The organism is Lysinibacillus sp. FSL K6-1151 (genome assembly GCF_038630755.1).
GTDB lineage: Bacteria > Bacillota > Bacilli > Bacillales_A > Planococcaceae > Lysinibacillus > Lysinibacillus fusiformis_D.
Genome location: NZ_CP152040.1, coordinates 3,844,464 through 3,865,459, shown reverse-complemented (window position 1 = coordinate 3,865,459; position 20,996 = coordinate 3,844,464). Strand labels below are relative to the sequence as shown.

Here is a 20,996-nt window from a genome sequence, read left to right as displayed (position 1 = left end):
TTTGAAAATTGAATATTCTGTTATTTTAGGATTGTAATTGTTACTTTGCTTAAAGACATAGAAATTTGTTAAACTTAAATCTGCACTATATCTGGAATAAGAAAAGAAGAGAGCGAAATAAGATGAAAATTATTCACATAGATCAAAAATATCCTGAGGATTGGATAAGGGTATTAAATCATATAGCGAATTTATTTTTTGAGGACTCCAAGCTGAAGGTAGAACCAGAGGGAGCAGATATGTCTGCATCATTTGATTATCAGACTGGGGACGATTTTTCCATTTCTACAAAAGCCGTATTGACTGTAGATGGGCAGCAATATACAAATGAATATAGCATTCAATATGAATCAGCAGCGACTGATCGTGAGCTAAATATTCGTATGAAACGTGCATTATCACATGTATTTTTAAATGTGCTTGAGCAGCATACGGGGATGCATCAGCAATGGGGGATTTTAACAGGTGTGCGCCCAACAAAGCTTTATCATAAATTTAGAAAAGAAGGGAAAAGTGAACAAGAGATTGCTGATCTTTTGATTCGAGATTTCCGTTTATCAGAGGACAAGGTGGCACTATTAAAGGAAATTGTGGAACGACAATTAGTAACCATTCCTGATATAGATGAGATTGGGCAAGAGATTAGTGTTTATATCGGCATTCCATTCTGTCCGACGAAGTGCGCGTATTGTACTTTCCCAGCCTATGCGATTGGTAGTAACCGTAAGCAAGGTCGTGTGGCAACCTTTTTAGATGGCTTGCATATTGAGTTGCGCGAAATGGGCAAATGGTTAAAGGACAATAATATGAAAATCACCTCTATCTATTGGGGAGGCGGCACACCAACTTCAATTGAGGCAGATGAAATGGACGCCTTATATCAAACAATGTATGAGTCTTTCCCAAATCCCGAAACAATTCGAGAGGTGACTGTTGAAGCCGGCAGACCAGATACAATTACACCTGAAAAATTAGAGGTACTAAAAAAATGGGGCATTGATCGTATTAGCGTTAACCCGCAATCATATACAGATGAAACATTAAAAGCAATTGGTCGTCATCATACGGTTCAGGAAACCATTGATAAGTTTTGGCTTGCACGAGAATCAGGTATGAACAATATTAATATGGATCTCATTATTGGATTACCGAATGAAGGGGTAGACGAGTTCCAGCATTCTTTAGAAGAATCTGCTAAGATGCAGCCAGAATCATTAACGGTTCATACGCTATCATTTAAACGAGCGTCAGAGATGACACGTAATAAGGATAAATACAAAGTAGCGGATCGCGATACAGTGGCCGAAATGATGGAAATGGCACAGGTTTGGACTAAAGAAAATGACTATGTTCCATATTATTTATACCGTCAAAAAAATATTTTAGGTAATTTAGAAAATGTCGGCTATAGTAAGGCTGGTGAAGAAAGTATCTACAATATTGTGATTATGGAAGAGGTGCAGACAATCTTAGGGATTGGCTGTGGAGCATCCTCTAAATTTGTTCATCCTGAGACAGGAAGAATTACGCAATTCCACAATCCGAAAGATCCAGCAGCCTATATTATGACCTTTGAAGAGGCTATTGGGAAAAAAATAGAGTTTTTAGATGAATTATATAAAGCATAAAGGTAAAGGCAATCTGCGTTGTTCAGGTTGCCTTCATTATTTGTAGTGTTCGCAATGTACAGGCCATTTTTAAAATAACGGCATCCTCGAAATATTGTGGGTCGTAGCCTGTCATTTCTCTTATTTTATTTAATCGGTAGGTAAGCGTATGACGATGAATAGCCAGTTGTTGTGCACAAAGCTTTAATTGTAAATTACAGTCAAAAAATGATTGTAATGTTTCCAACTGTTTAGCATCCATATTTTTCAGTATACGATGATGAAATGCTTGTACTTCTTCTGATTCTCGAGGCTTAAAAAGAGAAAATAACTCGACATCTTCAAAAAAGGTTAATTCATTCTGGACTGTTGCAAATTCTAGCGCTGTTCTTGCGCCTTGGTAGCTATAGGGAAGCTGTGATAGATGTTGCACAACAGGACCAATACCTATTTGAAGAGAAGGCAGCTTCTGTTTCTGTTTGCGTAGCGCTTTGATAATGGGACGACAACTCTGTTCTTCACAATTTGTCAGCAGAATATAGTATTCTTGCAATTGGCTATGACCGGCAAGAATAGGCTGTTTATAAAATAAATCCTCAAAAAAAAGGGGAATTGAATTTTCTACGTAAGATGTCTCATTAAAGCTCACTAAAATCACTTGAAAGGGAGCTTTTAGAGCAAAGGGTAATTTTTGAATTCGTTCATTTAAGGCTGCATCTAACTTACTACCATGAACAAGTGCTTCAAATATATAATCATTATTTTTTCGTTGCCATTCACTTTTAGATTCAACAATGGCTTGGTGTGTCATAATTTCTGTTGTGAGTTGTACAAGATTGGCAATTTCAAACATATCCTCAGACTCTCCTGTGATGCCAATAACCCCTACTACTTCATCCTGATACATGATTGGCATATTAATGCCTGGTTTTGTGTTCGGATACTGCTCGATATTTTCTTCGTTAATAATTAATGTCTCTTTTGTTTGTGTCACATGAAGGGCACCTTCATGAATATTTTCCACCCTCATTTTATCGCCAGAGGCTAAAATCACGCCACTTGGGCTAATGACGTTAATATTGTGGCGCAAACGTAGCATCGTTTGATGTACGATTTCTTCTGCTAATTTTTTCGTCAACATGTTTATACACCTCGCATAAAAAACAGCCTGTTATAGGACAGTTAAATTGTACACCCATTATAATGTTTTCTGAATTTATTGTCATTATAATAAATTGTAAGCGCTTAACTTAGGATATGAAAATTTACGTAAATGTCAATGGACGACATAAGTGGAGGTATAGCATGAAGGTCATCATTAGTCCAGATTCCTACAAGGGTACTCTGTCAGCAGTTGAAGTAGCAAAATCAATGCAGGAAGGAATCCTGGATGCGGATCAATCGATTGAAACAATCGTATTACCAGTTGCAGATGGGGGAGAAGGCACGCTACAATCACTGATTGCCTCTACAGAAGGTCAATATTTTTCTGTAAACGTCCTAGATCCATTGGGAAGGGCAATTCAGGCTCAATATGGAGTGTTGGGGGATCAAGTAACATGTGTTATAGAAATGGCCCAAGCATCTGGCATTATGCTGCTACAAGATAATGAGAAAAATCCAGAGCTAGCTACATCTTATGGCACTGGCCAGTTAATTAAAGCCGCACTCGATCAAGGCTATAGAAAGTTTATTATCGGCATTGGTGGAAGTGCCACGAATGATGCTGGGATTGGAATGTTACAGGCATTAGGCGTTCGATTAATGACGGAGGATGGTTCAGAGCTAGAGGCTGGAGTTTCTAATTTAGTGAAATTAAATGTTATAGATATTAGCCAGCTAGATGCTAGATTAGCCGAGGCGACATTTACAATAGCCTGTGATGTTGATAATCCGCTCATTGGTGAACGAGGGGCAACAGCCATTTTTGGTCCACAAAAAGGTGTCCGAAAACAGCAGATTGCCGAATTTGATCGCTGTTTAAAGCATTTTGCAGATATTGTTGAAGCTCAATTTTCCATTCGGCTGCATGATTATAAAGGTGCGGGAGCTGCTGGGGGAATGGGTGGTGCTTTAATCGCATTTTTAAATGGAACATTCCATGCAGGGATTGATATTGTATTAGATGCTGTACAGCTTCAGGCACATTTAGTAGAGGCACAGTTTGTGATAACAGGAGAAGGTAAATCCGATCTACAAACATTACATGGTAAGGCACCATTGGGTGTGGCAAAGGCTGCTAGACTTGCTAAGGTAGAGGCATTGTTATTATCGGGAGGAATCGATGGAAAGGCGAAGACAGCTCTGCAAGAGTATTTTACAGTTATCGAATCTTTAGTAGATGAGGAGACTAGTGTGCAGCAGGCGATGCAAGATCCTACGCACTATATTCGCTTAAAAACTAAGAGATTGATTGAGCGTACCATACAAAAGGGGGATGACTAGATGTTGTTCATCATTATTTTAATAGGGGTATTATTTGTTGTACTGGGGACGGCTAAGTTAAAGCTTCACCCGTTTTTAGCGCTATTAATTAGTGCTTTCTTTGTTGGAATGGCATCAGGGATGCCATTATTATCAGTCGTTGAAAGTATTAATACTGGATTTGGTGGCTTGATGACAAGCATTGGCTTAGTTATTATCGCTGGTACGATTATAGGCTTAATATTAGAAAAGTCAGGTGCTGCCTATCGAATGGCGGAAGTCGTGTTAAGAATTGTAGGGCCAAAGCGTCCTCAATTAGCGATGTCTTTAATTGGCTATATCGTGTCCATTCCAGTGTTTTGTGATTCAGGCTTTATTATTTTATCCAGCTTACAAAAATCATTGGCAAAGCGAGCAAATGTCACAATTGCTTCAATGGCAGTAGCTTTAGCAACGGGCTTATTTGCTACACATGTATTAGTACCACCAACTCCAGGACCTATTGCAGCAGCAGGGAATATTGGTGCTGCGGATTATTTAGGAACGGTCATTGTCATTGGTTTATTAGTAGCGATACCAGCGACATTTGTAGGTTATCTATGGTCGGTGAAAGTGGCGACAAAGATTCGAGTACCCGAAGATGAGGTAGAGGCATTAGATTATGAGGAAGTGATTAAATCTTTTGGCAAAATGCCGTCAACATTTAAAGCCTTTTTGCCAATCGTTTTACCAATTGTGTTAATTGGTCTAGGTTCTATAGCAGCATTAGTTGGTGATACAGAATCGACATTCAATACAATCTTTAAATTTTTAGGTTCACCAACAGTAGCTTTATTTTTAGGTGTAGCATCGGCATTTTTATTATTACCTGAAATTAGTGAAACGACATTAACGGGCTGGATTGGTGAAAGCTTAAAAGAAGCGGCTCCTATTTTACTTATTACAGGAGCTGGCGGTTCATTTGGAACTGTTATTAAAAATGCTGGTGTTGGAGAAATGCTTCAGGAAATGGATTTAGGCATGTTTGCATCAGGTACATTATTCCTTCTTGTGCCATTTATTGTAGCAGCAGCATTGAAAACAGCTCAAGGTTCTTCCACAACGGCACTTGTGATCACCTCTACTTTAGTAGCGCCAATGCTTGTAACATTAGGAATTGAGGGAGCGGTACCGTTAGCATTAGTGGTGATGGCAATTGGTGCTGGAGCAATGACAGTTAGTCATGTGAACGACAGCTTTTTCTGGGTAATTACACAGTATAGTGGCATGGAAGTCACACAGGCCTATAAAGCACAAACGGTCGCAACTTTATTGCAGGGTCTTGTCACAATTACAATTACGATGATTTTATGGTGGATATTCGTTTAAAGAAGAAGGAGAGCGGCCCATGGCTAGCTCTCTTTTTGTATAATAGAAAAAGAGAAAGGAAGTTAGTTGATGAAAAAGATAATAGTATTGCTCCTTTGTATTTTTTTAATAGCAGGCTGTACTGAGGCAATCAAGCCAGAGAAAATGGCTGTAACGGCTGGTCATGATATGCGCGTTCATTTTATTGATGTGGGTCAAGGGGATTCTATATTGATTGAATCACCAAATGGTAAAACAATGCTTGTGGATGGAGGAGTGAAAGGTGCAGGGCAGCAGATTGTCTCTTATTTAAAGGAACTTGGAGTGAGCAAGCTCGATGTAGTTGTAGCGACACACCCAGATGCAGATCATATTGGCGGTCTCATTCCTGTGTTAAATTCACTTACGATTGAGCAATTTTATGATTCGGGTAAAGTACATACATCCCAAACCTTTGAAGAAATGCTGACACTAATTGATGAAAAAAATATCCCTTATTATGTGCCAAAAACAGGTGAAACTATTGAGTTTGATAAGGATGTAACTGTGAAAGTATTGAATGCGAATGAGCAGGCATCAGATAATAATGATGCTTCCATTGTTTTAAAAATGACTTATGGCAATGTCTCTTTTTTATTAACAGGAGATGCTGGAGTAGCATTAGAAAAAGAAATGCTGCAGTATGATGTAACAGCAACTGTTCTGAAGGCAGGGCATCATGGCTCTAACACAAGTAGCTCACAGGAATTCATTCGGGCTGTAAAACCAGAAGTCACGATATTAAGTTACGGGGAAGATAATAAATATGGCCATCCACATGCAGAAGTAGTAGATCGTTTGCAGGCTATTGGTAGTAAAATCTATGCCACAGCGGATTTAGGAACGATTACGGTATCCACAGATGGGGTAAACTATACAGTGAATGGGAAGGAAACTTCTAAAGTGGAAACTAGCAAAAAACCTACCGAAATAGAAGTATCCGCTCCAGCTATTGAGATCGTCAGCAAGGATTTAGTTACTGAAATTGTAGGCATTAAAAATAATGGACAACAAGCTGTTTCTTTAAAGGATTGGCAGCTTGTTTCAATTGAAGGGAATCAAGTGTTTAATTTTCCAAATCTCACTTTACAGCCAGGGAAAATAATTTATATTACAAGTGGAGCTAATGCAAGAGAAGGGCAAAATTATTTGAAATGGACAACTAAACAGATTTGGTTAAATGATGGAGATGCTGCGCAATTACGCAATGAGAAAGGGGAACTTGTCAGTGAGCTCGAGTAAATACACATTAGACCGTATTGAAGATGGCTATGCGATTTTCTTAATGTTTCCAGAGGAAGAGGAACAACTCATTATTTCACAGTCAGCCATGAACAAGCCAGTGCAAGTAGGTGATCGTGTGCAGATAGAAGAAAAAGATGGCATTTACTATATTGAAATTTTACAAGATGAAACACAACAAAAAAGAGCAGACATTCAAAGTTTAATGAACCGTTTGCGTAATAAACATAATTAATAGATGACAAGCTGTGAAGATTTGACGCACAGCTTGTTTTTAGATAGAGGAATTGTACTTAATTTGTTATCCTAAATATTTTGAAAATATGCTAAAATAGTAGTATTAATCGTGAGCTAGGAGCGGACAAAATGTCGATAAATACAATTATTTTTGATTTAGATGATACATTACTATGGGATAAAAAATCGGTCAAAACAGCATTTGAAAAAACATGTGACTATGCTGCAACAGTACATCATGTGAACCCTGCTGAGCTAGAGGAAGCGGTTCGTCGAGAGGCACGTGCTTTATATGAAGGTTATGAAACATATGATTATACCGTTTTAATTGGTATTAATCCGTTTGAAGGTCTTTGGGGAACTTTTGATGACGCTACAGATTCTTTCAAAAAAATGAAAGAAATTGTTCCTAGTTATCGTGCAGCGGCTTGGACAAAAGGGTTAGCTGCTCTTGGTATTGAGGATACAGCGTTTGGAGCCGAGCTAGGAGAGCGCTTTGTAGCCGAGCGTAAAGTAGCGCCATTTTTATACGAAGATACTTTTGCGGTGTTAGATGAATTAAAAGGAAAATATCAGCTTGTCTTGCTAACAAATGGTGCACCAAGTCTGCAAAACTTAAAACTAGAAATCACTCCAGAAATTGCCCCCTATTTTGATCACATTATTATTTCGGGAGACTTTGGTAAAGGGAAGCCGGATGCGTCCATTTTTGAATATGTTATGGAAAAAGTAGGAATTACCGCTGATGAGGCCATTATGGTTGGCGATAATTTGAATACCGATATTTTAGGCTCATCACGTGTGGGTATGCGCAATGTATGGATTAATCGTGAAAACCATATTGCTGATGGTGCTGTGATACCTTCCTATGAGGTAGACTCTTTGACAGCATTGATGGAGCTTGTAAATAAGCTATAATATAAAAATGTACTGATCCCTCATGGAGTCAGTACATTTTTTGTTAAAAATAGACATTTAGTCCAAGATATAAACATGTAAAAGCTATAGCTATACAAAGCTGGACAAGAGCGCTAGCTATTAAGTAACCCTGAGGTTCACCAGCCTTTTTACGATAATAGATTTGCATAAAGGAGTAGAGTGAGAAAAGGCCATAAATAATTACTGCATGAATAGTATGGTGTACAAGATAGATAACAAATGAAATGCCTCCAAACAACACGAGCATGATGGCATTGGCAATGGCATGCTCAACTGTCGCAGCAAAAAAGCGACGTTCTGTATAAGGCATTCTTTTTTTAGCAATCCACAGTATGAAATGCATAAGTAGGATGAAAATGTTCCCAATAATAAGTTTCGTCGACCGCTTCTCATCATAAAAATAGCGTAGTGAGTCAAATGACTCTTCAATCAGAAAGGCTTGCTGTGTTTCAACATTGAAGAAAATCTTGTTATTGAGTACCTTCCATTTCTCTTGTGTACGGTCATTATAGAGAATCAAAATATCATAGATAGTACCACTTTTCCACTGACTAGCGGATATTGTTACAGGAGAAGCGTTGTCCCAATTTTGTTGTAGCTGTGTGATAGCCTTTGCATGAGCATAGCATTGCTGAGGAACATAAAGGCAAGAATCCTGTGCTATAAAGGTTTCCTTGTTCATATTCTCCTTTAAATAGATTCGTTGGATTGCTTTGGAGGAATCCATTGTTGTAGGAGAATTAGTAGGACTTTGAACAAAAGATAATAGTAATATAGAAAGAACTACTATAAATAGCAATGACACAGAAGGAATTTTCCATCTATTTTTAGTCTTTTGTTTATTAATTACTGAGGGCTCTGTCATATTGCGTAATAATTTTTTTTGCTGCTGATCAGATAACATTAAATCATCTAAGTGTTGCCATGTCTTCTTATCATTCTTCATCCATCTCACCTCCTAACTGTTTTTTTAATGCGATGAGTGCTCGTTTTAATGTGTTTTTTACTTTTCCCTCATTCCAGCCAAGGATAGTGCAGGTTTCCTCGATGGATAGTCCTTCTATTTTGCGCAGAATGATTACATCACGATAGGTGATTTTTAGTTTACGAATAGCAAGATATAGCATCTTGGTATCTTCTTGTTGCATCAGCCATTGATGAGGAGAAGGTGACGCTTGTTCTTCATGCTGTTGTAAAAAAGGGACAAACTGAATTATCCTTTTTCGACGATAATGATCATAGGCAAGGTTACGTGCAGTGCACCGCAACCAAGCGAGATCGGCTCCTTCTTTTATTGTTTGGTGATGTTTCAAATAACGGACAAAGGTTTCCTGTGTATAATCCTCCGCTAATTTTTCATCATTTAGTAAGTAATATAAGTATTTAAAAATGGTGTGGTTATGTAAGTAAAATATTTCTTCTATCTTCAAGCTGTACACCTCCTTTTCTTTAAAGACGAAGAACCCTTAGAAAAGTATCATTTTACCAAAATAAAAAGCAGAGAGTAGAGACTCCCTGCTTCTTGTTATGATTAATTATAGGTTAATGGCTTTTACCTCATCAATGTTTTCAAGCTGTGCTACAAAAACTAAATCTTCTTCAGTTACAACATTATCAACCGTTAGCATCATAACCGCTGTACCACCAACCTGTGCACGGCCAACTTGCATTGTTGCGATATTGATTTCTTTTTCTGCAAGCTTTGTTGCTACACGGCCAATTGCACCTGGTTTGTCCGTATTTTTAATGTAAAGAAGGTGACCTTGTGGAATGACGTCCACAACATAGTCTTCTACTTTTACGATACGTGCACCTAAACCGTTTAATAATGTACCAGCTACTGTATGCGTTTCATTAGCAGTAATAATTTCAATTGTAATTAAGCTTGTAAAGCCTTTAGCAGTTGTTGTTTTGTGCTCATTAATTTTCATGCCGATACGTTCAGATAAGTAACGGGCATTGACATCATTTACATGATTACCATGATTTTTTGCTAATAAGCCTTTTAGTGCATTTGAAGTTAATGGACGTACATCATAGTTTGCTACTTCACCAGCATAAGATAGGTTGATTTCTTTTACAGGCTCTGTTGTTAATTGTGATAGGAATGAACCAAGCTTTTCAGCTAATTCAAAGAAAGGCTCAACTTGTGCAAGAAGCTCTTTCGGAATAGATGGCATGTTTACAGGGTTTGTTACGGTACCTGTTTTATAAAATTTAATGATGTCATTTGATACATCAACCGCAACAGATTCTTGTGCTTCAATTGTCGATGCACCTAAGTGAGGCGTTGCGATTACCTGTGGTAAAGTCAGTAGCTTATGATCTGTTGCTGGTTCAGAAACAAATACATCTAGGGCAGCACCAGCTACTTTTCCTGCTACGATTGCATCATATAAATCATCTTCATTGATAATTCCACCACGTGCACAGTTAATGATACGCACGCCATCTTTCATCATCGCAAATTTTTCTTTATTAATAAGATTACGTGTTTCAGGAAGAAGTGGTGTATGAACTGTAATGAAATCTGCTGCTTCGCAAATTTCTTCAACTGATGCTTTTGTTACACCTAATTCTTTTGCACGTTCATCTGTTAGGAAAGGATCGTATGCCATAACATTCATACGTTGACCTTTTGCACGATAAGCTACTTCAACACCGATTCGTCCAAAGCCTACAACACCCAACGTTTTATTTTTTAGCTCAACACCAACATAAGATTTGCGATCCCATTTTCCATTTTTTAATGTATTAAAAGCTTGTGGAATATGACGGGCAAGTGAAGTCATCATTGCGATTGTATGCTCAGCAGCTGAGTTTGTGTTACCATCTGGTGCGTTGACAACGATAATGCCATGTTCAGTAGCAGCAGCAAGGTCAATATTATCGACACCCACACCAGCACGACCAATTAATTTTAAGTTTTTAGCTGCTTCGATCACTTCACGTGTCACAGTTGTTTGAGAACGAACAAGTAATACATCCACATCTGCAATTTTAGCGATTAATTGTTCTGGTGCAAGACCAGTGTCTACAATAATGTTTAAATCTAAATCTTGCTCCTGACGTAATGGGAAAATACCATCCTCACTTAGTGGATCAGCGATAAATACGTTAATGTTTTTTGTTGCAGTAGTCATTATAATTAGCTCCTTTTTAATAAATATGGGTTGTGGATTTATCTACGACAGTCTGAAATTTGTAAAATTCGAACATCTTACAGCATGCAAACGATCTCCTTTCTAAATCGAAAACAATATAAAAAGCCTTCCACGCCTTACAGACACAGTTATTGTGTTGTAAGGGGCGAAAGGCTGAATAAACATTGGTTCGCGGTACCACCCTTAATCACTGCTGGAAAATTTATTCTGGCAGTCTTAGCTATATGCGTAACGCGCATGGGACGGATAAGCTTACTGTTAAGTTGTTCGGCTTATCTATTCTGGAGTGGAACTATTATCGTAGAAATCACTGATTTACACCAACCATCAGCTCTCTTTGGATTTTCTTGTGACTAGTATGTCTCCGTCGTTATATTTTGTGTGATTAAATTTGTTAACATCATAATCCCTATTGTTCACCTTTGTCAACGATATTTCTGAAAAACTTAAAAAATACAGACTTCAAAAGTCTGAATAATAACTAAAAACGAACATTATTCGTTTTATTAGTGTTTAATATTCGTCTTTTCGGAGGATACAATGAAAGCGTTAACGATATTTGAAAAGTGCGATAGTATCAGTGTTCCATGTAGTTTACGGTTAAAAAATTATATGGTAATTAAATGGAATGAATTAGATGATTTATGCTATTCCTTGATGATTTAAGTGTAAGAAAGCGAACATTTTCGCTTGTCACATTTTAGACAAAAAATTAGATTTTAGAAGGTAAACAGACTGTGAGAGAAGAATGTTAGTTAAGGATGATTTGATTTGGGGGTGTAAAAATGCAGTACGATGTTGCAATAGTTGGTGCTGGACTTGCGGGTTTAGTTGCTGCTTGTGAGTTAATCGATGCAAAGAAAAAAGTTCTTTTAGTAGATCAAGAGCCTGAAAATTCAATAGGGGGACAGGCATACTGGTCTTTTGGTGGGATATTTTTAGTAAATTCTCCAGAGCAGCGAAGGCTTGGAATTAAAGATAGTAAAGAACTGGCGTGGCAAGATTGGCAAGGAACTGCAGGCTTTGATCGTTTAGAAGATGAGGATTCGTGGGCTTATAAATGGGCCAGAGCCTATGTTGATTTTGCTGCAGGTGAAAAATATGACTGGTTAAAGTCAAAAGGTATCAAATTTTTCCCTGTGGTTGGATGGGCAGAACGGGGAGGCTCTTTAGCGGGAGGACATGGCAATTCTGTACCAAGATTTCATATTGTATGGGGAACTGGTCCTGGCATAGTAAAGCCGTTTGTAAATAAAGTAAAGCAAGCTATGAAAGATGGATTTATCGATTTTAGACCAAGACATCGTGTGGATGAATTTATACAACATGATGGAAAAATTACAGGAATCAGTGGAACAGTGCTAGCAGAAACCTTTATTAATCGAGGTGAAAAAAGTTCGAGATTGGGGATTGGCGAATTTTCCTACGAAGCCGATGCCGTGATTATAGCAAGTGGCGGTATTGGGGCTAATTTTGATTTAGTAAGAAAAAATTGGCCTGCACGACTTGGGACTCCTCCTAAAAATATGGTATGTGGTGTGCCAGCTTACGTTGATGGGAGAATGCTAGAAATCACAGAACATGCTGGAGGACGTATTGTAAACCGCGATCGCATGTGGCATTACACAGAGGGATTAAGAAATTGGGATCCAATTTGGCCCAACCATGGCATTCGTATTTTACCAGGGCCTTCCTCCTTATGGTTTGATGCAGAAGGTAATCGATTCCATGCACCCAACTTCCCAGGCTTTGATACGCTCAGTACGTTAGAGGCAATTCAAAAAACAGGTTATGATTACTCTTGGTTTATTTTAACGGAAAAAATTATTGAGAAGGAATTTGCACTATCTGGTTCAGAACAAAACCCAGATTTAACAAACAAAAGCATTAGTGATGTGCTTAAGCGTATAATGCCAGGTCCACCAGCCCCTATCCAAGCTTTTAAAAATCATGGCGAAGATTTTGTGATTGCACATGATTTAAAAGAACTAGTAGAAGGCATGAATAAACTAGCAGGGAATGAGCTACTGGATTTCATGAAAGTGAAAGAGCAAATCTTGGCAAGGGATCGAGAAATGGACAATAAGTTTACGAAGGATTTACAGGTTAACGCTATTCATGGGGCAAGGCATTATATTGGAGATAAATTAGTGCGTGTTGCCAAACCACATAAAATTCTAGATACTAAAAATTGGCCATTAATTGCCGTACGTTTAAACATTCTAACTAGGAAAACCTTGGGTGGCTTACAAACAAATTTAAATGGTGCGGTGTTGGGTATGGATGGTCAACCTATACCAGGTTTATTTGCTGCTGGTGAAGTAAGTGGCTTCGGTGGCGGGGGTGTTCATGGCTATCGTGCTTTAGAAGGGACATTTGTCGGAGGCTGTTTATTTAGTGGACGGCAGGTTGGGCGCTATTTAGCGCAGGAATAATAAGAAAAAGAGCATCGTTCATCAGGACGATGCTCTTTTTGGATGGGCTAGTAGATGGCTTACTATTTTAAGGTTTAGACCATTTACGCACACGGCTAAACCCTATCTCACCAAGTATTAACGATTTGCGTTTTGAATCTCTGCAATCTTAGCAATTTGCTCCTCAACCTGCTCCTTCGTCCAACCATTCTCTTCGACAAAGAAATTGCGTTCTGCACGGCGGCAATCATCTGAACAGCTACGCATATAAAATGCTTCGTGTTTTTCCTCACATAACATTAATTTATGACATTCAGGGTTTGCACAGTTTGTATAACGTTCAGAAGGTTCACCTGTGAAGTAATCCTTCCCAACGATGACATGCTCAACCTGATTAATCGGTACACTTCGACGACGGTCAAAAACAAACATCTGACCATCCCATAGCTGGCCCTTTACTTCAGGATCTTTTGCATAGGTTGCAATACCACCGTGTAATTGACCAACACTTTTACCATAGCCTTCACGTTTTAGCCAACCAGAGAATTTTTCACAGCGAATACCACCTGTGCAGTAAGTTAAAATCTTTTTATCTGCAAAATCTTCTTTATGTGCTTCCATCCAAGCTGGAAGGTCACGGAAGGTTTCAATATCAGGTCGTACAGCACCTTTGAAATGACCAATATCATATTCATAGTCATTTCGGGCGTCGATAATCACAGTGTTCTCTTCTTGCATTTGTTCCATAAATTCTTTAGGCGATAAATAATCGCCTGTGATTTCCAAAGGATTAATATCATGCTCCAAACCTAAATGGACAATTTCCTGACGAGGACGTACATGCATTTTCTTAAAGGTATGTCCTTCCACCTCATCGATTTTCCACATAATATCACTAAAACGAGCATCTGCCTTCATATGATTCCTATAAGCATCTGTTTGCTCAACGGTACCAGAAACGGTGCCATTAATGCCTTCAGAGCCTACTAAAATACGTCCAAGAAGTCCAATTTCTTTACATAATGCTAAATGTTCTTCTGCAAATGCTACAGGGTCTTCAATTGTAATATATTTATAATAAAGTAATACACGATAGTCCTTCTGTATCAAAATACGTTACCACCTTTAACTCAATATTCGTCCTTTAATATAGCATAACAAGAGCAATTTTGCTTAGAGTAGAAGGAGTTTTCTAAAAAAACACGAATAGTACATAGTGAATGACTATTCATATTTGGGGGTAATAGAGATGGAATTTTCAACGATTACTTTAGAAAAATTAGAACGTCGTGCAACGTTAACATTGAATCGTCCGCAGGCGATGAATGCTATGGATGATGTTATGATGCGAGAACTCGCAGAATGCTTTGAGGCTCTCCAACAGGAACAAAATATACAGGTGCTTGTTATTCGTGGAGAAGGAAAAGTCTTTTCTGCGGGTGGCGATATCAAGGCTATGTTAGATGAAAATAAACCATTAAATATTGATGAGGCAATGGTCTATCTTTCACGTATTGTGAAAGCGTATTATCAGTTACCAATGATTGTGATTGCGGCTGTTCATGGTGCATCGGCAGGTCTAGGGTTTAGTCTAACACTTGGGGCAGATATAGTTGTGGCTTGTGAAAATAGTAAGCTAGCTATGAATTTCATTGGAATAGGACTAATCCCAGATGGAGGCGGTCATTTCTTCATGAAGGAACGTGTGGGGACTGTTAAAGCGAAACAGATGATTTGGGAGGGGAAGGTATTAACAGCAAAAGAAGCATTAGATGAAGGGCTTATTGACTTTATTGCACCAGAGGATACTGTATTTGCCATGGCAGATCAGCTTGTTGGTAAAATGCTTGCGTCACCTATTTCTTCCATGATTACAACGAAAAAAATTCTACATGCTCAAAATTTGCCTCAGCTAGAAAATATCCTAGCTTTAGAAGCAGAGGGGCAATCCGCTATGCGTAAAACAACAGATCATCTAGAAGGCATTCATGCATTTGTAGAGAAAAGAATGCCTGTCTTTGTAGGAAAATAACAATCATAAAAGGCGCGTAGCAACATTGACTACGTGCCTTTTAGCCACTAAACATGGAATAAAATTAATTTACCCGAAGCGTTTACAAGACGATGAGTTTTGTCGGCAACACCTTTTTCCTCAATTTGTTGTTGTCCGTTTAGTTTAGCAGCCTCATCATTTTCAAATGTCCAAGTTTCATCAAATAATGTTTCCCCTGTTTTTTCAAAAGCTGTAAAACGATAATTCTCCATACAAACCCCACCCTTTTACTTAAATATATTTCTATTATACATAGAAGATTTATAAACTTCACGGTAAAACTAGTGAATTTTTTGATAAATTACGAAAATTGTGGAAAAAGTAAGGCAATGCTGTTTTTTATGTAATACCATTTTTCATAAAACGTGAACTATGATAAAATAGAACAAATATTCGGTTTTGTTTAGTGAACATATTACGGTACAGAGGCGATAATTATCTACTATTTGAGGTGATTGGATGACAGCAATTCGTTTTTTTCATTTGGCAGATTTACATTTAGATAGTCCATTTAAAGGTTTATTTGGATTACCTGAGCACATTTTAAAGAACATTAGGTCGAGTACTTTTGAAGCATTCGATAAAATTATCCATAAAGCAATTCAAGAGAAACCTGATTTTATATTAATTGTTGGAGATATTTATGATGGTGAAAATCGTAGCTTGCAAGCACAACGAAGATTTCAGGATGCAATGGAAAAGCTCTTCCAACACAACATCCCTGTGATTGTGAGCTATGGTAACCACGATCATTTAAATGGCACTTGGACACGCTTTGCTTTGCCAAGCAATGTCTATGAACTACCAGCGGAAACGACCGTGGTTCAATTAAAAATCCGAGGCCAGCAAGTAAATATATATGGTTTCAGCTATCATGAACGCCATTTAAAGGAATCAGTTATTGAAAGTTATCCAATTGCACAGGATCAGCATGCCATTCATATTGGTATGCTACACGGCAGTGAGGCAGGCAACACGACCCATGATGTTTACGCCCCCTTCACTAAGCAGCAGTTGATAGAAAAGAACTATCATTATTGGGCTTTGGGACATATTCATAAACGACAGCTTTTACATCAAAACCCTCCCATTGTTTATCCAGGCAATATTCAAAGTCGACATCGTAAAGAACAAGGACTGAAAGGCTTTTATGACGTGACGTTATCCCAAACATCGAATGAGCTAGATTTTATCCTTACATCTACTGTCGTTTATAACACGATAGAAGTGGATTGTACGAATGTTGTACATGCCAATGAATTACTAAAAAGATGTTCGGAAGCGATCACAACGAATAGGACGAAGTACGGGGCATCAGTAGTTGAGCTTCACCTGCAAAACATTGATGAACAAACGGAAGCTTTATTTGAACACGCAACTGTAGATGCATGGTTAGATACTGTGCGAGAGACGGAGGAAGGCATTGAGCCGATGTGTTGGGTACAAAAGTTGGTATTGCAGAAGACAGCAAGTCTTTATGAGCAGACAGTAGCAACTCAATCCGTTGTCAGCTTAATGGAGCAGTGGGACAGTAATGAATGGAAAGATATTCTAAAAGATTTATACCAATATGCTGGTGGTGCAAGGCTGATAGAGCCACTAAGTGACAAGGATATTGAAAACTTAACGCAAAATGCACAGGCATTATTGGCAGAAGAAATTCAAAGGGCGTGATCACATGCTGACTATACAAAAAATCCAAATATATGGCTTTGGTAAGCATGAAAACATCACCATTTCCTTAAATGAGGGTGTCACTATTTTTTATGGATTAAATGAAGCAGGAAAGACGACGATTCAGCAGTTTATACTACAAATGCTCTTTGGTTTCCCCATACGGCAGCAGACACAGCGCAAATATGAACCAAAAGTTTCGACGAAATATGGTGGTCAGCTCACACTCGTGCATCCTATTTATGGCCAGTGCACTATTGAACGTGTGAAAGGAAAGGCAGCGGGCGATGTTTCTGTTTATCTAGAGGATGGAACAACGGGACACGAGGAACTATTAACTAAGCTTTTATATGGGTATTCTAGAACGTCCTTTGAATCCATTTTTTCATTTTCATTGCATGAGCTACAGGGCATTGAAAAAATGTCAGAGGAGGAGCTAACCCATTTGCTACTAGCCTCTGGCACAACAGGGGTTCAACATTTATCAGCTCTTGAAAAGAAGATGGAGAAAGAGGCAAATGAGCTGTTTAAAAAAACAGGTAAAGTACCCGTGATTAATCAAAAGGTTGAGCAATTAAAGCAGCTTGAGCGTACGATTAAACAGGAGCAGGGAAAGATTCTAACATTTGAGGACAAATTAAAGCAATTACAACTACTTGAGCATAATCTAGAAAAGCTTTATAGTACGCAAAAACTGCTGCAACAACAATGGCAGCAGTTAACGATTCAAAAGCAGGCACTACCTCTCCTCAAACAGCAACAGATTTTACAGCAGACACTGCTCAATTATCAACATGTACAGTTTCCGCCAGAAGGTATAAGACGCTATGAGCAATTAAAGGATCGTCTATTACACGAAAGCCAGCAGCTAATGCAATTAAAGGAGCAATATCAAACATTACAAAATCAAGTACTTACCATAGCGGATGAGCATACAGTCAATGAAATGGCTCGTCTTATGCAAAAAGAGGCAACGTGGCATCAGCTGATGGTGAAGGAGCAAAATTTACATGATGATCTCTTTATGTTTGAGCAAGAAATAAAAGCACAGTTTCGTTTATTAGGCGTACTCGAGACAGAGGCACAGGAGAATCTTCTCGAAGAAACGGTTTCACTCCAGCAGGAACAACAATTTCAGCTTCAATTAAGTAAATTGGAGGAGGCAGAGGACGAGCTAAAGTTTCATCTACGCTCACTAGAGCAAGTCCATCTAGAATTAGAGACAATTGCCAAACAAAAGCAACGGCTCATGCAAGAGTCATTAACAAATGAAGAAGAACATATTTTAGCACAGTGGCCCCAACAAAAGCGTAAGCTTGAGCAATTACGTGCGGCCAAATCGCAACGTAGTAAACAACAGCAACCTCATTATTTTAGCTGGCTTGTACTGCTAATCGGTTTATTGTCATTGATTTATGGTGTATTTGAAAAAAACATAGTTACGACCATTATCGGAGCTGTTTTATCATTGCTGACTCTGTTATTTATCCGATATGTTAAACAAGCGGATGAGCCTACTAGTAAAGAGCATAGCTCCCTTCTTCGAGAGTTAGAGCAGGAGGAAATGACGGTACAAGCGGTGCTATTAAAGAAGCAAAGATATGAAGATCGTTGGGTACACGTCAATGAACAGCAAAAGGAGAAGGAGCAGCAATACGCTTCTCTTGAATATAAAATTCAACAGGCTGAGATAGAGATTGAAGAAGCCACTCACACACTCCAGCATTTTTTAAAACGTTATCGATTACAGGGAACAATCGCCAGAACGTTAATGCCCGAATTATTTATGCGTATTCGGAGTGTGCAAGAGCTAGCAGCTAAAAAAAATAGTACCCTAAGCCTTATGCAAGAAGTTCAAAAAGAAAAGCAGTATATTTATAAACAGCTTCAACAGGTTTTAGAGGGAGCCTATGATGAACAGGAAATATATATGTATTTACGGACAGCCTACCTTGAAGCACAACAACATCAACAGCAAGTACAGCAAACAAAAGAACAGCTAGCTGGCCTGAAGATAAAAATGGATGGTGGGCAATCAAAACTGGACCGTTATACAACTGAAATGGCTGAGCTATTGAATGAAGCACAAGTTCCAAACGAGCAGGCTTATTATGAAATGTATGAGCAATTTGAGCAGCAAAAAAACATCATGACAGAGTTACAAACGGTTCAGGCTCAACTCGCCTCACTCAATCTTCCACAGCGAGAGAGTCTAGTGGAGGACACTGTTAACGAGGACATACATGCTTTAGAACAAGAGCAAAATTCAACGCAGCTAGCGATCGACCAATGTCTTGCGCAACGTGCTGCTTTGCTCATTGAAAAAGATCAGCTATTAAATGATGAAAAGTATGGGCAATTGCTACAACAGCTTGAGCAGGAGAAAGCAGAATTGCAGCAGCTGATTGAGCAATGGGCAACTAAAAAAGCTGTTGCGACAGCCATTCACGAAACATTATTCCGCCTACGTGAAGAAAAATTACCTCATGTCCTTGTGGAGGTGAATGCGATTTTCCGTTTACTAACAGGGGGAAGATACGATAAACTTTCGATTCATGATGAAGGTTATTTTGTTGCACAAGATGTAGCAGGATTACGTTATCAAATGGCTGAATTATCTCAGGCTACCAAAGAACAAGCCTATATTGCATTACGTCTGGCCCTTGCAAAAACACTAGTGAGCACTGCTCCATTTCCAATTATTATGGACGATCCATTTGTCCATTTTGATCGAAACCGTACAAACAAAATGGTACAATTAATGAAAGAAGTAGGATATGAACGTCAAATTTTATATTTTACTTGTCATGATACAATGCTCAAACATTGGCAGAAAGAGCAAATTGTCGATATAGGAGCATTAGCAAATGAAAGGGGAGTGGCGTCAACATGAAAGGGATTACGACGCTCCAAGTTGGAGAAGCAGTTGATCAATTTTTATTAATAAAACAAGCGACAAAAGGTGTTACAACCGTTGGAAAGCCATTTATGTCGCTATTACTACAAGATAAAAGTGGAGATATTGAGGCAAAGCTCTGGGATACAAATGAGGATCATGAAAAAATGTATCATGCTGAGGCCATTGTACGTGTAGGTGGAGAGATTCACGACTATAGAGGAAAGAATCAATTGCGTATCAAATCTATTCGTGTTGCCAAGCCAGAGGAAGGTATTGCGATCGATGATTTAGTACCATCCTCTGCAACACCAAAAGAACAATTGTATGAAGAATTGACACAATTTTTCTTTGATATTAAAAATCCAAATATCTCACGTATTACAAGAGCGGCTATTAAAAAACATTATGATGCCATCTTAGTTTTTCCGGCAGCAACTAAAAACCATCATGACTATGCGTCTGGTTTATTAGATCATATGGTGTCCATGCTCAAACTAGGAAAAGCCATTGCTGATTTATATCCAACACTTAATCGTGACCTGTTATATGCAGGCATTATTTTGCATGATATTGGCAAGGTTGTGGAGTTGTCTGGGCCTGTTGCTACGATGTATACAGTGGAGGGCAATTTATTAGGTCACATTACCATTATGGTGAATGAAATTGCCAAAATTGCAAGTGAGCTAGAAATTGAAGGCGAAGAAGTCATGCTGTTGCAGCATATGGTATTGTCTCACCATGGGAAAGAAGAGTGGGGGAGTCCGAAAAAACCGATGCTTCAAGAAGCGGAAATCTTACATTATATTGATAATATAGACGCGAAAATGAACATGCTAACAAGAGCATTAGGGAAAACGACACCAGGTGAATTTACTGAGCGGCTTTTCCCACTTGATAATCGTTCATTCTATAAGCCTACTATTTAAAAAGTAATATGATTAGGCCCCTAACCTGTTG

17 protein-coding genes are annotated in these 20,996 nt (G+C 38.5%); 11 read left to right on the top strand and 6 right to left on the bottom strand.

Annotated elements, in window-relative coordinates:
• The first annotated feature begins 122 nt into the window (after positions 1–122).
• Complete coding sequence (locus MHI04_RS18640) at positions 123–1,628, top strand: coproporphyrinogen III oxidase (protein WP_058843246.1); 1,506 nt, start codon at positions 123–125, stop codon at positions 1,626–1,628.
• A 22-nt stretch (positions 1,629–1,650) separates the two neighbouring features.
• On the opposite strand, the gene MHI04_RS18635 is transcribed toward MHI04_RS18640, so the two are convergent.
• Positions 1,651–2,748, bottom strand: a complete 1,098-nt coding sequence (locus tag MHI04_RS18635; RefSeq protein ID WP_036118094.1) for a sugar diacid recognition domain-containing protein — start codon at positions 2,746–2,748, stop codon at positions 1,651–1,653.
• Positions 2,749–2,912: 164 nt separating this feature from the next.
• On the opposite strand from MHI04_RS18635, the gene MHI04_RS18630 reads away from it, so the two are divergent.
• The 5 genes from MHI04_RS18630 (at position 2,913) to MHI04_RS18610 (ending at position 7,814) form a co-directional block, all read left to right on the top strand.
• Positions 2,913–4,052, top strand: a complete 1,140-nt coding sequence (locus tag MHI04_RS18630; protein ID WP_058843248.1) for a glycerate kinase — start codon at positions 2,913–2,915, stop codon at positions 4,050–4,052.
• Positions 4,053–5,399, top strand: a complete 1,347-nt coding sequence (locus MHI04_RS18625) for a GntP family permease (RefSeq protein ID WP_036118087.1) — start codon at positions 4,053–4,055, stop codon at positions 5,397–5,399. It begins immediately after the preceding gene.
• A 69-nt stretch (positions 5,400–5,468) separates the two neighbouring features.
• Positions 5,469–6,659: an MBL fold metallo-hydrolase gene (locus MHI04_RS18620; RefSeq protein WP_342535093.1), complete on the top strand. Its 1,191-nt coding sequence runs from the start codon at positions 5,469–5,471 to the stop codon at positions 6,657–6,659.
• Positions 6,646–6,894 (top strand): DUF3006 domain-containing protein, encoded by a 249-nt coding sequence (locus tag MHI04_RS18615; protein ID WP_036118080.1) that lies wholly within the window; start codon positions 6,646–6,648, stop codon positions 6,892–6,894. The genes MHI04_RS18620 and MHI04_RS18615 overlap by 14 nt, the downstream gene beginning before the upstream one ends.
• Positions 6,895–7,025: 131 nt before the next feature.
• Positions 7,026–7,814, top strand: a complete 789-nt coding sequence (locus MHI04_RS18610) for an HAD family hydrolase (RefSeq protein WP_036118079.1) — start codon at positions 7,026–7,028, stop codon at positions 7,812–7,814.
• A 43-nt stretch (positions 7,815–7,857) separates the two neighbouring features.
• Here the strand turns inward: MHI04_RS18610 and MHI04_RS18605 are convergent, their stop codons facing one another.
• The 3 genes from MHI04_RS18605 to serA all read right to left on the bottom strand — a co-directional run bounded on the left by MHI04_RS18605 (position 7,858) and on the right by serA (position 10,978).
• The gene (locus tag MHI04_RS18605; RefSeq protein ID WP_340809440.1) at positions 7,858–8,781 is read right to left on the bottom strand and encodes a hypothetical protein; all 924 of its coding nucleotides are present in this window, start codon (positions 8,779–8,781) and stop codon (positions 7,858–7,860) included.
• The gene (locus MHI04_RS18600; protein WP_342535092.1) at positions 8,771–9,274 is read right to left on the bottom strand and encodes an RNA polymerase sigma factor; all 504 of its coding nucleotides are present in this window, start codon (positions 9,272–9,274) and stop codon (positions 8,771–8,773) included. Before MHI04_RS18600 ends, MHI04_RS18605 begins: the two co-directional genes overlap by 11 nt.
• Positions 9,275–9,370: 96 nt before the next feature.
• Positions 9,371–10,978 (bottom strand): phosphoglycerate dehydrogenase, encoded by a 1,608-nt coding sequence (gene serA / locus MHI04_RS18595; protein ID WP_342535091.1) that lies wholly within the window; start codon positions 10,976–10,978, stop codon positions 9,371–9,373.
• 806 nt (positions 10,979–11,784) lie between these two features.
• Here serA and MHI04_RS18590 point away from each other — a divergent pair.
• Positions 11,785–13,434, top strand: a complete 1,650-nt coding sequence (locus MHI04_RS18590) for an FAD-binding dehydrogenase (RefSeq protein WP_342535090.1) — start codon at positions 11,785–11,787, stop codon at positions 13,432–13,434.
• 117 nt (positions 13,435–13,551) lie between these two features.
• Here MHI04_RS18590 and MHI04_RS18585 read toward each other — a convergent pair whose 3' ends face one another.
• Entirely contained in the window at positions 13,552–14,523 is a 972-nt protein-coding gene (locus tag MHI04_RS18585) for a rhodanese-related sulfurtransferase (protein ID WP_058843253.1), read from the bottom strand.
• A gap of 139 nt (positions 14,524–14,662) precedes the next feature.
• Between MHI04_RS18585 and MHI04_RS18580 the strand changes: the two genes are divergently transcribed.
• A complete protein-coding gene (locus MHI04_RS18580) occupies positions 14,663–15,445 on the top strand; it encodes an enoyl-CoA hydratase (RefSeq protein WP_340812092.1) in 783 nt (260 codons plus the stop codon).
• A 47-nt stretch (positions 15,446–15,492) separates the two neighbouring features.
• Here MHI04_RS18580 and MHI04_RS18575 read toward each other — a convergent pair whose 3' ends face one another.
• Positions 15,493–15,678: a YhzD family protein gene (locus MHI04_RS18575; protein ID WP_036075853.1), complete on the bottom strand. Its 186-nt coding sequence runs from the start codon at positions 15,676–15,678 to the stop codon at positions 15,493–15,495.
• Between the two features lie 247 nt (positions 15,679–15,925).
• Between MHI04_RS18575 and MHI04_RS18570 the strand changes: the two genes are divergently transcribed.
• The 3 genes from MHI04_RS18570 to yhaM are packed head-to-tail and all read left to right on the top strand — an operon-like array spanning position 15,926 to position 20,965.
• Positions 15,926–17,140, top strand: coding sequence for a DNA repair exonuclease (locus MHI04_RS18570; protein WP_342535089.1), 1,215 nt, complete (start codon positions 15,926–15,928; stop codon positions 17,138–17,140).
• A 4-nt stretch (positions 17,141–17,144) separates the two neighbouring features.
• The gene (locus tag MHI04_RS18565; protein ID WP_342535088.1) at positions 17,145–20,033 is read left to right on the top strand and encodes an AAA family ATPase; all 2,889 of its coding nucleotides are present in this window, start codon (positions 17,145–17,147) and stop codon (positions 20,031–20,033) included.
• Positions 20,030–20,965: a 3'-5' exoribonuclease YhaM gene (gene yhaM / locus MHI04_RS18560; RefSeq protein ID WP_058843256.1), complete on the top strand. Its 936-nt coding sequence runs from the start codon at positions 20,030–20,032 to the stop codon at positions 20,963–20,965. Before MHI04_RS18565 ends, yhaM begins: the two co-directional genes overlap by 4 nt.
• The last annotated feature ends 31 nt before the right edge of the window (positions 20,966–20,996 follow it).